12 protein-coding genes are annotated in these 12,664 nt (G+C 69.8%); 5 read left to right on the forward strand and 7 right to left on the reverse strand.

The annotated features are described in order from the left end of the window. Positions 1–82: 82 nt before the first annotated feature. Positions 83–349 carry a WhiB family transcriptional regulator gene (locus tag ABD327_RS26965; RefSeq protein WP_344454104.1) on the reverse strand — a complete coding sequence of 89 codons (267 nt, stop codon included), beginning with the start codon at positions 347–349 and terminating at the stop codon, positions 83–85. A gap of 193 nt (positions 350–542) precedes the next feature. Then, entirely contained in the window at positions 543–1,433 is an 891-nt protein-coding gene (locus tag ABD327_RS26970; protein ID WP_344454107.1) for a hypothetical protein, read from the reverse strand. A gap of 138 nt (positions 1,434–1,571) precedes the next feature. Here ABD327_RS26970 and cofD point away from each other — a divergent pair, with 138 nt between their 5' ends. The 3 genes from cofD to ABD327_RS26985 all read left to right on the forward strand — a co-directional run bounded on the left by cofD (position 1,572) and on the right by ABD327_RS26985 (position 4,868). Continuing rightward, positions 1,572–2,519, forward strand: a complete 948-nt coding sequence (gene cofD / locus ABD327_RS26975) for a 2-phospho-L-lactate transferase (protein ID WP_344454109.1) — start codon at positions 1,572–1,574, stop codon at positions 2,517–2,519. Further along, a complete protein-coding gene (locus ABD327_RS26980; RefSeq protein WP_344454112.1) occupies positions 2,516–3,784 on the forward strand; it encodes a coenzyme F420-0:L-glutamate ligase in 1,269 nt (422 codons plus the stop codon). The genes cofD and ABD327_RS26980 overlap by 4 nt, the downstream gene beginning before the upstream one ends. 685 nt (positions 3,785–4,469) lie before the next feature. Beyond that, a complete protein-coding gene (locus tag ABD327_RS26985; protein WP_344454114.1) occupies positions 4,470–4,868 on the forward strand; it encodes a hypothetical protein in 399 nt (132 codons plus the stop codon). An 11-nt stretch (positions 4,869–4,879) separates the two neighbouring features. Here ABD327_RS26985 and ABD327_RS26990 read toward each other — a convergent pair whose 3' ends face one another. The 3 genes from ABD327_RS26990 to ABD327_RS27000 all read right to left on the reverse strand — a co-directional run bounded on the left by ABD327_RS26990 (position 4,880) and on the right by ABD327_RS27000 (position 6,944). Next, positions 4,880–5,701 (reverse strand): MerR family transcriptional regulator, encoded by an 822-nt coding sequence (locus tag ABD327_RS26990; RefSeq protein WP_344454116.1) that lies wholly within the window; start codon positions 5,699–5,701, stop codon positions 4,880–4,882. 318 nt (positions 5,702–6,019) lie between these two features. Continuing rightward, the gene (locus ABD327_RS26995; RefSeq protein ID WP_344454118.1) at positions 6,020–6,376 is read right to left on the reverse strand and encodes a winged helix-turn-helix domain-containing protein; all 357 of its coding nucleotides are present in this window, start codon (positions 6,374–6,376) and stop codon (positions 6,020–6,022) included. After that, a complete protein-coding gene (locus ABD327_RS27000) occupies positions 6,360–6,944 on the reverse strand; it encodes a hypothetical protein (RefSeq protein WP_344454120.1) in 585 nt (194 codons plus the stop codon). The genes ABD327_RS26995 and ABD327_RS27000 overlap by 17 nt, the downstream gene beginning before the upstream one ends. 439 nt (positions 6,945–7,383) lie before the next feature. On the opposite strand from ABD327_RS27000, the gene ABD327_RS27005 reads away from it, so the two are divergent. After that, on the forward strand, positions 7,384–8,046 hold the full coding sequence (locus ABD327_RS27005; RefSeq protein WP_344454122.1) for an HAD family hydrolase: 663 nt from the start codon (positions 7,384–7,386) through the stop codon (positions 8,044–8,046). Positions 8,047–8,257: 211 nt separating this feature from the next. On the opposite strand, the gene ABD327_RS27010 is transcribed toward ABD327_RS27005, so the two are convergent. Beyond that, positions 8,258–8,749, reverse strand: coding sequence for a VOC family protein (locus ABD327_RS27010; protein WP_344454124.1), 492 nt, complete (start codon positions 8,747–8,749; stop codon positions 8,258–8,260). Positions 8,750–8,994: 245 nt separating this feature from the next. Between ABD327_RS27010 and ABD327_RS27015 the strand changes: the two genes are divergently transcribed. Further along, positions 8,995–9,843, forward strand: a complete 849-nt coding sequence (locus ABD327_RS27015; protein WP_344454125.1) for a hypothetical protein — start codon at positions 8,995–8,997, stop codon at positions 9,841–9,843. 234 nt (positions 9,844–10,077) lie between these two features. On the opposite strand, the gene ABD327_RS27020 is transcribed toward ABD327_RS27015, so the two are convergent. Continuing rightward, positions 10,078–12,621 carry a bifunctional FO biosynthesis protein CofGH gene (locus tag ABD327_RS27020; protein WP_344454127.1) on the reverse strand — a complete coding sequence of 848 codons (2,544 nt, stop codon included), beginning with the start codon at positions 12,619–12,621 and terminating at the stop codon, positions 10,078–10,080. Positions 12,622–12,664 lie beyond the last annotated feature (43 nt).

Genomic DNA, 12,664 nt, shown 5'->3' on the forward strand with positions numbered 1-12,664 from the left:
TCGCAGGGGGCGGGGAGAACGGATCAGCCGCGCGGGGGTCCGCGCGGCTGACCACTCTACTCACAAGTACTGCGGGGGGCCTCTATACGGCCGCGCGCTTCAGTTTGCGCCGCTCCCGTTCCGACAGCCCACCCCAGATACCGAACCGCTCGTCATGCTGGAGCGCATACTCCAGACATTCCGCACGCACCTCGCAAGCCCGGCACACCTTCTTGGCCTCGCGGGTCGAGCCGCCCTTCTCCGGAAAGAACGCCTCCGGATCCGTCTGAGCGCACAGGGCGCGCTCCTGCCAACCCAACTCTTCGCCGTCATCTGTGCCGTGCGCCAGCGGGATCACGACCTCGCTCACGCGCACCTCCTAGCCGCCCCCGTGGAGCCCCCGGACAACCGCCTCCCCCGAGAGTGCTCGGCCACGGGGAATGACGTCAGAACTACACACGAGAAATTACACGTGTGTAGTCCCTTGCGCGTCAAGCACTCCAGGAGTAAAGCGGGATGGACTGGGGCCTTACCTGACGAAAGCAGGGGCCTGGGGAAGGGGATTATTGCGGTCCTTGATCGCCGCGATACCAGTTCTGGTCGTTCTGCTGGGGCTGGGACGACTGCTCCTCGCCGAACTGGCGGGTCCACTGGCCCTGGTCGGCCTGCTGCTGCGGCTGACCGTACTGCTGTCCCGGCTGGCCGTACTGCTGCTGGCCGTAGTCGGGCTGACCCTGCTGCGGCTGGCCCTGGCCGTAGTCCGGCTGGGGCTGGCCCGGCTGCTGGCCGTAGTCCGGCTGGCCCTGCTGCGGCTGCCCGTACTGGGGCTGCTGGCCGTAGGGGTCCTGGGCGCCGTACTGGGGCTGTCCCGGCTGTCCCGGCTGTCCCGGCTGGCCGTACTGCTGGTAGCCGCCGTCCTGCGGGTACTGCTGCCCGTACTGGGGCTGCTGGCCGTAGGGGTCCTGGGCGCCGTACTGCTGCCCGTACACCTGGCCGCCCGCGCCGGGCATCGCCGCCGGGCGGGCCGGCTTCATCGACTGGAAGTAGAGGAAGGCGAAGTACCCCGCCGCTCCGCACACGACCAGCTTGCTCACGCCCGCGAAGAACATCGAGGCCTTGTCCGCGCCGCCGCCGATGTCGGCCACCAGGCCCGCCAGCAGCGAGAGCAGGCCGAACAGCAGCGCCACGCCCGCCACGGCCAGGGCCGCGGTCACCACGTTGCGCGCCTGCGGCGTCGCCTGCCCCACCGTGACCAAGATCACGGATCCGGCCACGACGAGCGCCAGGGTGAGGTTGGTGAACAATCCGTAGCCGGCGGACTCGACGTAGGCGTTGGACGTGAACCCGCCCGAGGAGAAGAGTCTGATGAGCCCGGCCAGCAACTGGAGACCGGCGGCCCCGAGCAGGGCGAAGGCAGCTGGTTCGCGCAGCTTCTGCAGCGCTTCGGTGTTCACGGGAGAATCACTCCATGCGGGGGATTGCGGTCTGTCCGGGGCGGGAAGACTACCGTTTGTCAACGACAGCTTCGCACATACTTCCCTCAGCGTCAGGCGCCAGCAGATCATCACAGCGGGGATGGAAGACTTGCCCGTGTGAGAATCGTGGTTCTGGCCGGAGGGATCGGTGGGGCGCGCTTTCTGCGCGGCCTCAAGGCGGCGGCGCCGGACGCCGAAGTGACGGTCGTCGGCAACACCGGAGACGACATCTACCTGTTCGGGCTCAAGGTCTGTCCCGATCTGGACACTGTGATGTACACCCTCGGCGGGGGCATCAACGAGGAGCAGGGCTGGGGCCGGCTGGACGAGACCTTCGTCGTCAAGGAGGAGCTCGCCGCCTACGGCATGGAGCCCACCTGGTTCGGCCTGGGCGACCGGGACTTCGCCACCCACATCGTCCGCACCCAGATGCTCGACGCCGGATACCCCCTCTCCCAGGTGACCGAGGCCCTGTGCGCCCGCTGGGAGCCCGGGGTCCGGCTGCTGCCGATGACCGACGAGCGCGTCGAGACGCACGTGGTGATCGAGGACGAGGGCGGCAAGCGCGCGATCCACTTCCAGGAGTGGTGGGTCCGGCTGCGGGCCTCCCTGCCCGCCCTGGCCATCACCCCCGTGGGAGCGGACGAGGCCAAACCCGCGCCGGGTGTCCTGAAGGCCATAGAAGAGGCCGACTTCGTGCTGTTCCCGCCGTCGAACCCGGTGGTCAGCGTCGGGACGATCCTCTCCATCCCCGGGATCAGGGACGCGCTGAAGGCCAAGACCGTCGTGGGGGTCTCCCCCATCATCGGCGGCGCGCCCGTCCGGGGCATGGCCGACGCCTGCCTCACCGCGATCGGGGTGGAGACGTCCGCCGCCGGAGTCGCCTCCTTCTACGGGCCCGAACTGGTGAACGGGTGGCTGGTCGCGCCCGAGGACGCCCCGCACTTCGTCTCGCCCGGCCTGGAGCCGATGACCGTACGGGCCCACCCGCTGCTGATGTCCGACCCCGAGGCCACCCGCGCCCTCGCGAAGGCCGCCGTGGACCTGGCGCTGGAGCTCTCATGATCGAGATCATTCCCGTGCCCGGCCTGCCGGAGGTCCGCCCCGGCGACGACCTGGCCGCCCTCATCACCGCGGCCGCCCCCGGCCTGCGCGACGGCGACGTCCTCGTCGTCACCTCGAAGATCGTCAGCAAGGCCGAGGGCCGGATCCTCCAGGCCGACGACCGCGAGAAGGCCATCGACGCCGAGACCGTGCGCGTCGTCGCCCGCAAGGGCAGGACCCGTATCGTCGAGACCCGCCAGGGGCTGGTGATGGCCGCCGCCGGCGTCGACGCCTCCAACACCGAACCGGGCACCGTCCTGCTCCTGCCGGAGGACCCCGACGCCTCCGCCTCGGCGCTGCGCGCCGCCCTGCCCGCCAGGGTCGGCGTGATCCTCTCCGACACCTTCGGCCGCCCCTGGCGCTCCGGCCAGACCGACATCGCCATCGGCGCCTCCGGCGTCCTGCCCGTCGACGACTTCCGCGGCCGCACCGACGCCTACGGCAACCTCCTGGAGGCCACCGTCACCGCGGTCGCCGACGAGATCGCCGCCGCCGCCGAACTGGTGAAGGGCAAGCTCGACGGCGTCCCCGTCGCGATCGTCCGCGGCCTGTCCCACCTGGTCGTCGACACCGACGGCCCCGGCGCCCGCGCCCTCGTCCGCGCCCCCTCGGAGGACCTGTTCCGCTGGGGCTCCGCCGAGGTCGTCCACGCCCGCCGCACCATCCGCGAGTTCACCGACGAACCGGTCGACGGCGAGGCCGTCCGCCGCGCCGTCGCCGCCGCGATCACGGCCCCCGCCCCCCACCACACCACCCCGTGGCGCTTCGTCCTCCTGGAGACCGAGGAGATCCGCACCCGCCTCCTCGACGCGATGCGCGACGCCTGGCGCGCCGACCTGGAACGCGACGGCTTCACCGAGGAGTCCGTCACCAAGCGCCTACGCCGAGGCGACGTCCTCCGCCGCGCCCCCTACCTGATCATCCCCTGCCTGGTCACCACGGCCGGCGCCCACACCTACCCCGACGAGCGCCGCGCCGCCGCCGAACGCGAGATGTTCCTGGTGTCCACGGGCGCCGCCGTCCAGAACCTCCTGATAGGGCTCACGGTCGAGAACCTCGGCTCCTGCTGGGTCTCCAGCACCATGTTCTGCCGCGAGACGGTCCGCCGCGTCCTGGACCTCCCCGCCGACTGGGACCCCATGGGCACCATCGGCGTGGGCCACCCCGCCGCCCCGCCCCGGGACCGCGCCCCCCGCACCCCGGACGCCTTCATCGAGGTCCGCTGACCCACCCGGTTTCGGGCGCCGCCGTCAAACGGTGAAGAGGCCGAGTTTCGCCCCGACGCGGCCACTGCCCGCGCCCGGGCTCCGCTCCGGCCGTCCTGGAAGATCACATCGTCGGGCTCAGGCCTGAGGCCGGGGCACGCCGGTGGAGCAGGGAGAGCCGGCCACCGTCGGCGTGGTCATCTCCAGGTCGCGGTCTCGGGTCGACGCCGTGGGCCTCGGCGTTCGCGGAGATCACGCCACGGAACCACACGGACAGACCGGGCGTGATCGCGTCGTAGTGCGCGGTGAATCCCTGATCCGTCAATGAACGTCCGGCAGATGCGCTCCTGCGTTTCCCAGAGCCGAGACAAGAACGATCAAGCCGAATCCCGCCTTCGGCGGAGATTTCGGTGGCGGAATCCGGCCGCATCGTCGACCCGTTCATTTAATTGTCATCAACTCGTCCGCCACGGCGCATCAGGCTTCACCACAGACCCCACCTCGAATTCCTCGGACCCTCCCCCCGAAGCGGACCCGCTGAATCAAAAAATCTTCCGTCCGGGTCCGGACATTCGTTGATCTTCAGGACCCGGCTTGACATTGACATCCCCCTCGCACTGACTTTGACTCTGCAACCAAGTTGCCCATGCGGCCGCGTGGACCAGGGGGACACCGCCAGAAACGCGACCCGGAGAAGGGAATGTAATTGCGCGCCAAGACGAGAATGCTCGCATTTTCCGCCGTCGCGACGGCAGTGATCGTGCCTCTGTCCGCACTTCCCGCCCACGCCGAAACGTACGTCTACAAGAACTCGACACAGGTCGCCGGAAACTACGCGGGCGTCGTCTTCTACCCTTACGGCGACAACTTCAAGGTCTGGAACAACGTCGCCGGAGGCCGCGCCTTCGTATCCTGGAACTACAAGGACATCGATGACAGCTGGAAGAACGTCGGCACGGTATTCCATGACCAGAGCCCGCGCGTCATCAACGTCGAGATGGTGGAAGGGCGCCAGATCTACTTCAAAGTGACCTGGACCGACGAATACAACATCGCTCCTGCTTCCCCCATCGTCTATTTCAGGACCGGCGGCGCCAACCCGTAGCACCGGCGCGGTCACTCCCAGGTCGCGGTCTCCGGGTCGACGCCGTGGGCCTCGGCGTTCGCGGAGATCACGTCGCGGAACCACACGGACAGGCCGGGCGCGATCGCGTCGTAGTGCGCGGCGAATCCCGGATCGTCGACGAACGTCCGGCCGATGCACACCTGCATCCCGTGCGTGCAGTCGAAGTACGTCGAGAGCAGCACGCGGTGCCGTTCGGCGAGGGCGTTCGCCTCCTCGGAGCCGGGAGGGACGCCGTCGCGTTTCGCGGCGGCGAGGTCGGCGTCCAGGGCGTGGGTCTCGGCCGTGAGCTCCTTCCAGTCCTCCGGGGTCCTCCCCGCGGCCCGTTCGGCGTACTGCGCCCACTGCGCGCTGTCGCCCCAGCGTTCTTCGGCCTCCTCGATCCAGGCGGGCTGCCAGTCGTCGCCGAAGATCTCGACCTGCTCCTCCGGGGTCAACCGCATGCCGGTGGCCTCCGCCTCCAGCATGCGGTCGACCGCGCCGAGCGTCCTCTGCAGGCGGGAGATGCGCTCCAGGAGCTGAGACCGCTGCCGACGCAGGTGGGCGCGCACACCGGTGCCCGGGTCGTCGAGAAGTCTGGCGATCTCGGCGAGCGGGAACCCGAGCTCCCGGTAGACGAGGACCCGGTGGATCCGGGCCACGTCGTCGCCCGAATACAGCCGGTATCCGCCCCAGGTGCGCCCGCTCGGCCGCACGAGGCCTACCGCGTCCCAGTGGTGCAGCGTCCGCACGCTGACCCCGACGAGCGCGGCGGCCCGCCCGACGGTGAGGCCGTCGAGGCCGGCCGTTTCCCACTCGTGGTCGTCCTTCCCCATCGGCCCAGTGTCGCCCATCCCTCCGGGGCGCGGAGCCGCCTCCCGGAGGCGGAACTGCGGGACGCTCATTTCTTGAGGAAGTGGAAACCCTGCTCCCGGAGGACCGCCGCCTGCGGGCCGTCCAGATCGATCGCGTCGAGCGCCGGCATGGGAACAGGGCTGGTGTAGGTGTCCATGCCCCGACTCTCCAGCCTCCCGCCGCGTCAGGGTCAACCCCGACCGCCCTCACTCACCGCCACGTCCAGGCCGACTCCGCCGAGTCCTCCCGACTCGGCGAGTCCGCAACGCCTCTGTTCTGAAAAGCCGCAGTCCTCTCGTCTACTCGACGGTATTCCGTTCTCGCCGGGCGTCGTCCCATTCCGGAACGGTCCTGGTCGAGAGGTTCTTCAAGCGTTCCAGCTGGTCCCAGTGGCGGGCGATGCGCTCCCTGCCGGCCTCGGTCAGGGCGGCGCTGGTGTTCGGCTTCTTGCCGATGAACCTCTTCTCGATCTCCAACAGGCCGGCTTCCTCCAGTTTCGTCAGATGGCTGGAGAGGTTCCCCTTGGTGAGCCCGGTCGCGCGTTGCAGGAAGACGAAGTCCGCCGCTTCCACCGACGACAGCAATGTCATGATCGCCAACCGTGCCGGTTCATGGATCAGCCGGTCGAGGACCGGCCCGTCACCCGCTTCCGGCATGACCGCTCCCGAGGGATTCGAAGGCGCGGCCCAATGCCCTGTGGTCGAAGATCCCCGCCAGGGCGGTCGTCACTCCCACGAGCACGAGACCGGCATTGATCTTGACGTCCCCGCTCGCCCCGCCCCACAGGGGCAGGAGCGCGACGGCCAGCAGGACCCCCCAGATGATCACCTGGTGCGCCCTCACCCCTAGGGTGAGCACACAGCTGACCAGCATGACCAGGGCGAATGCGGCAACGGTCCCGCCGACCGGCAGATCAAGGGACCAGTCCAGTTGCACCCCGCCGACGACCACCAGCGCCCCGGCCACCGTCACCAGGGCGACCCTCACCGACGCCACCCTCAGGGGGACGACTCGCCCGTAAGTCCTGGCGTAGTAACGGGCGATGCCCCAGGACGCCAGACCGGCCAGCGACACGGCGCCCACGAAGAGCCAGCCGCGAAGAGAAGGAACCCACTCCATGTTCGTGAGCCCTGACAGGACGATCACGACACCCGCCGGAATCAGGAACAGCCCTCGCAGGTAGGTGTAGCCCGCCGCCACCGCCTCCAGCTTTCCACGCTCCAAATCCTCACCTCCCAAACTGGTTTGTACCGCAAACATACATAGCCGATCCCTACTTGCCAACCAGTCTGCGCTACAAACCTAATCCGGACCGAAGGAGGCCTCCTCCGCCCCGGGCCTCCCGACCTCCGTACCTGGCCGTTCACGAAGGAACGCCACAGGAAGGACGGAGGCGTTCCGGATTCCGGAGGTTTCCGTCCGACCCGCCCTCGGCCCTCTGGATGAAGCCGGTCTTTTCCATGCCCCGCTTCATTCCCAGGTTCGTCGGGAGCGTCAGGCGGAAGACGGCGATCTCCTTGCCAGAGGCGGGGACTGGCAGACCAGGTTCGGCTCTGATGTTCTTGAGTAGTTCGCAGGGGCCGTTGCCCCTCCCCTCCGCCAATGCCTCGACCCGCAGGTCGACCTCGATGAGCAGCGGCCCGGTCGTCAGAAAGGAAACGGCGTGCGCCCCTTGGTGCTCTTCGACGTGGACAACACGCTCGTCGACCGCGCGGAGGGATTCCGGCGGTGGGCGCTGGAGTTCTGCTCGCGGTGGAGACTCGACGCCGACCAGGTTCCGTGGCTGGAGGAGGCGGACGGGGACGGGCTGACTCCCAAGGAGGTCTTCTTCGACAGGGTGCGGAAGCGGTTCGGGATCCAGGAACCGGTGGCCTCGCTGTGCGACGAGTACCGGACGCGGAAGCCCGCGCTGATCCCACCGTGCCCCGGCGTCCTTGACGGTCTGGAGCGGCTGCGCGCACGAGGATGGCGGATCGGCCTGGTGACCAACGGGGAAGCCGACGTACAACTCGCCACGATCATCGCCGGCGGACTGGCCGAGCGCGTCGACGGATCGGCCATCTCAGGAGCCGAGGGTGTCCGCAAACCCGCACGGCGCCTGTTCGAACTGGCCGCCGAACGGTGCGGAGCAGCGCTGACCCCCGGAGCCTGGATGGTGGGCGACAGCCTGGCGGCCGACGTGCGCGGAGGACGTGAAGCGGGCCTGCGCACCATCTGGATCGACCGCGGCCGCCCTCTTTCCCCCGACGCCCCTCGACCCGACTTCGTCGTCTCCGACGGAGCTGCGGCGATCGAACTGCTCATCGGCGAAAGGGAGCGGCGCTGACCGTCCTCGTCCCTGAGGAGCGGACTCTCAGACGAATCCGCGTGTTTCGCACAGGAGAGGTCGGCGTCCAAGGCGTGAGTGTCGGCCGCGGTCTCTTCCCAGTCCTCCGGGGTCAACCGCATGCCAGTGGCCTCGCCCTTCGTCATCGGCCCAGTGTCGCCCGTCCCGCCGGGGCGCGGAGCCGCCTCCCGGAGGCGGAACTGCGGGACGCTCATTTCTTGAGGAAGTGGAAACCCTGCTCCCGGAGGGCCGCCGCCTGCGGGCCGTCCAGATCGATCGGCCGGGCGGCCGTCAGCACGACCCGCGTGTTCTCCGGCGTCACGACCGTCAGCTCGACGGAGTTCCAGGGCATCTCCCTCGGTTCACTGGCGCACCCCGGCACGAGTTCTTCGCAGCGGGCGGCGGTCGCCTCGATCTCGCTGAGGACGCACGAGAAATTGACGCTCATCGCCGGAGCCTCGCCCATCCGCTCTCCGAGCACGAGGAGAACGTCCTGGAAGGCCCACCGCCGCAGGTGGGTCAGCTGACCCGGAATGGAGAAGAGGTCGACGAACCCCAGTCCGCGGATCCAGAAGTCCTTCGAGGCCTCGAGATCGAGGGTGGGCGTGATAACGAACATCGGCATCCCGTAGATCTCCCGGTAGATCTCGGGAGCGGTCGCGTCGAGTGCCGGCATGGGAACCGGGCTGGTGTAGGTGTTCATGCCCCGACCCTCCGGCCTCCCGCCGCGTCAGGGTCAACCCCGGGCGCCCGCCGAGCCGTACGGCTCCGACGTGCGCGCCTGCCGGCTCTCCGAGGCGGCGGTCCGGTCGTCCAAGGCGGGGTGGAAGGGAGCCGGGCCGGATCATGCCGGAGAGCGATGCGCGGATCACGCCGGAGGCCGATGTGGATCACCTCTCCGAAGCTGCATCCTCCACTGAGTCCTCGCTCTCAGCCGAAGGGATCCCCATGTCCGCTCCCGCAGTCCTGCCGTCCGCAGGCGTCCCCGGTCGCGCCCTCGCCGCTCTCGCCGCCCTCGCCGCCGCTCTCGCCGCCGCCTTCGTCGCGGCCCCGGGCATGCTGGCGGGCGGCGGCTTCGCCGGGCAGCGCGACCTCGTGGAAGCCCTCCGCGGGTCGTTCACCGGGTACTGGGGTTCCGGCGACCGGGAGTCGTCCCCGGATCTGGAGAGGGTCGTCGACTACTGGTTCCGCTACCACCTGGCCAAGGCCACGATCGCCGCGATCCTGCTGATCGTGCTCGTCGCGCTCGGCGTTCGCCTCTGGAAGGCGTTCCTGAGCGCCGGCGGTCCCAAGACGGGAAAGAGGGCCGCCCTCGCCACGGCCGGCGCCCTCGTCACGATGCTCGCACTGGTCTCGCTGCTGGCGGTGATGGCCAACGTCCAGGGCACGGTCGCGCCCTTCGCCTCGCTGCTGCCGATGCTGACGGCCGACGCGACCGGCACGCGGCTCACCGGCACGCTCGATCAGGTTCGGCGGGAACTGGCCGTCTACCCGGGCACGAGCGGCCACGCCTCGCCGGCCCTCGAAGTGATGATCAGCGACTTCTACCGGTACCACGTGGCGATGGCCGTGATCGCCGCGATCGTGGCGATCGTCCTCATCGGCGTCAGCGTGGCGCTGTGGAGGAGGTTCGCGAGAACGGAGCCGTCCGGCAGGCCGGCCAGGCGCGTACTGGGGTCGTTCGGCGTCCTCTCGGCGCTGCTGTCACCGGCCATGATCGTCGTCGCCGTGGCGAACACGGCCACCGCGGCGGACCCGGCACCGGCACTCCTCGCCTTCTTCGAAGGCGAATGGTGACGCAGACGATCCCGCCGGCTCGGCGTTCGGCGCGCGTTCGAGACCGGCATCACGGCCGAGCAGCCGCTCCAGCGGCTCGTGTACGGCGAGGTGAAGGCGATGGACCTGTCCGCAAAGCCGCGTTCCACGCGCTCACGCGGTCGCTCCGCGCGGGGGATGACCGCCGCCGACCGCTCTGTTCTTCGGTCCCCGCCCGCCTTCGCGGACGGGGACCTGCTCGTCGTGCGGGGGTTCCTACTTGACCGCCAGGGGAAGGAAGTGCCCCACCCCGTCGGTCTTGCGGGCCGCCTCGATGCGTTCGGCGGTGGGGCGGCCGTAGCCGGTGGTGCGCTGGACGGCGGGGCGGCCGGCTCGGGCGGCGATCTCCTCCAGGGACGAGATCGTCTTGAAGCTGCCGTTGTCGGAGCCGGCCATGCGGGAGATGGTCTCCTCCATCAGGGTGCCGCCGAGGTCGTTGACGCCGCCCTGGAGGACCTCGGTGCACAGGTCGTCCGAGAGCTTCACCCAGGACGTCTGGATGTTGGGGATGGCGCCGTGCAGCAGGATGCGGGCCAGGGCGTGGACGGCGCGGTTCTCGCGGACGGTGGGTCCGGGGCGGGCCAGGCCGGCCAGGTAGATGGGGGCGTTGTGGTGGACGAACGGGAGCAGGACGAACTCCGTGAAGCCGCCCGTTCGCTCCTGGATGGAGCGCAGCAGCTTCAGGTGTCCGACCCAGTGGGCGGGGGTGTCGACGTGGCCGTACATCATCGTCGACGTCGTGGGCAGGCCGACCTCGTGGGCGGTCGTCACCACGTCCACCCACGCCGAGGTGGGGAGCTTGCCCTTCGTCAGGACCCAGCGGACGTCGTCGTCGAGGATCTCGGCGGCCGTGCCGGGCAGGGAGTCGACGCCCGCCTCCTTCGCCGCGATCAGCCACTCGCGCAGGGACAGGCCCGTGCGGGAGACGCCGTTGATGACCTCCATCGGGCTGTAGGAGTGCAGGTGGATCTCGGGGGCGCGCTTCTTCACCTCGCGGGCGAGGTCGAAGTAGGCGGTGCCGGGGAGGTCGGGGTGGATGCCGCCCTGCATGCAGATCTCGGTGGCGCCCGCCTCCCACGCCTGCTCCACGCGGTCGCCGACCTGGGAGAGGGACAGGTTGTAGGCGTCCGCGTCGGTGCGGCGCTGCGCGAAGGCGCAGAAGCGGCAGCCGGTGTAGCAGACGTTGGTGAAGTTGATGTTCCTCGTGACGACGTAGGTGACGTCGTCGCCGACGGCCTCCTTGCGCAGGTCGTCCGCGAGGGCCGCGAGGGCCTCCAGCTCGGGGCCCTCGGCGTGGAGGAGGGCCAGGGCGTGCTCGTCCGACAGGCCGCCGGGGTTCTGCTCGGCGGCGGCGAGCGCGGCCTTCACGTCGGCGTCGAAACGCTGGGGAGCGTTGACGCGTTCGCGCAGCGCGTCCCAGTCGCCGTAGACCTCGTCGAAGTCGTCGCGGCGGTCGGACGTGCGGCCCTCGGTGTCGATCTCGATGTGCAGGTCGGTGCGTCCGGACGCGGAGAAGCCGCCGTCGGGCTCCTGCCAGGTGCGTCCTTCCACGACGGCGTCCTCGTTCGCCAGGCCGTCGTCGCCGGCCAGGGCGCGGACGTGCGCGAGCAGCCTCGGGTCCAGCCAGGGTTCGCCCTTGCGGACGTACTCGGGGTAGATCGTGAGCCGTTCCCGCAGCCGGAAGCCGGACTCGGCGGTCCGTGAGGCGAGTTCGTCGATCTGCGGCCAGGGGCGTTCGGGGTTGACGTGGTCGGGTGTCAGCGGCGAGACGCCGCCCCAGTCGTCGATGCCCGCGCGGAGCATCAGCGCGTACTCGGAGTCCACCAGGTTCGGCGGCGCCTGGATGCGCGCCTTCGGGCCGAGGACGAGCCTGGCGACGGCGATCGTCGCGGCCAGCTCCTCCAGTTCGGCGTCGGGGGTGCCGCGCATCGCCGTGTCGGGCTTGGCGCGGAAGTTCTGGACGATGACCTCCTGGATCGCCCCGTACTCGCGCATGGTCCGCCGGATGGCGAACAACGCGTCGGCACGCTCCTCGATGGTCTCGCCGATGCCGATGAGGATGCCTGTGGTGAACGGGACGTTGCAGCGCCCGGCGTCCTCCAGCACCCGGAGCCGGACGGCCGGGTCCTTGTCGGGCGAGCCGTAGTGCGGGCCGCCCTTCTCGCTGAACAGCCGGGTCGCGGTGGTCTCCAGCATCATGCCCATGGACGGCGCGACGGGCTTGAGCCGCTGGAAGTCGCGCCAGCTCAGCACGCCGGGGTTGAGGTGGGGCAGCAGCCCGGTCTCCTCCAGCACGCGGATCGCCATGGCCCGCACGTAGGAGAGCGTGTCGTCGTAGCCCTGCTCGTCGAGCCATTCGCGGGCCTGGTGCCAGCGGTCCTCGGGCCGGTCGCCGAGGGTGAAGAGCGCCTCCTTGCAGCCGAGGGCGGCGCCCTGCCGCGCGATCTCCAGCACCTCGTCGGGACTGAGGAAGGGGGCCGGGAGCCTGTTCGGCGCGGTGGCGAAAGTACAGTAGCCGCACCGGTCGCGGCAGAGCCTCGTCAACGGGATGAACACCTTGCGGCTGTAGGTGATCACTCCGGGACGGCCGGCGGCGTCGAGGCCGGCGTCGCGCGTCCGCGAGGCGTAGGTCAGCAGGTCGTCGAGCTGGGGGCCTCTGGCGTGCAGCAGGATCGCCGCCTCGGCCTGGTCGAGGGTCTTGCCGTCTCGGGCCCGTGCGAGCGCTCGCCGCAGCCCCGATTCACTCACAGCGCTCTCCATAGGGCGCACTCTATGCCAAGCGTCATAATGGCGACAGGGCAGT

It is taken from the genome of Actinocorallia aurantiaca, from assembly GCF_039533685.1.
Lineage (GTDB): Bacteria > Actinomycetota > Actinomycetes > Streptosporangiales > Streptosporangiaceae > Actinocorallia > Actinocorallia aurantiaca.

Coding starts and splice junctions, on each gene's coding strand:
- ABD327_RS27020 (WP_344454127.1), bottom strand. CDS start 12,621: ATGGAGAGCGCTGTGAGTGAATCGGGGCTGCGGCGAGCGCTCGCACGG.
- ABD327_RS26990 (WP_344454116.1), bottom strand. CDS start 5,701: ATGGGGAAGGACGACCACGAGTGGGAAACGGCCGGCCTCGACGGCCTC.
- ABD327_RS27015 (WP_344454125.1), top strand. CDS start 8,995: ATGTCCGCTCCCGCAGTCCTGCCGTCCGCAGGCGTCCCCGGTCGCGCC.
- ABD327_RS26995 (WP_344454118.1), bottom strand. CDS start 6,376: ATGCCGGAAGCGGGTGACGGGCCGGTCCTCGACCGGCTGATCCATGAA.
- ABD327_RS27010 (WP_344454124.1), bottom strand. CDS start 8,749: ATGAACACCTACACCAGCCCGGTTCCCATGCCGGCACTCGACGCGACC.
- ABD327_RS26980 (WP_344454112.1), top strand. CDS start 2,516: ATGATCGAGATCATTCCCGTGCCCGGCCTGCCGGAGGTCCGCCCCGGC.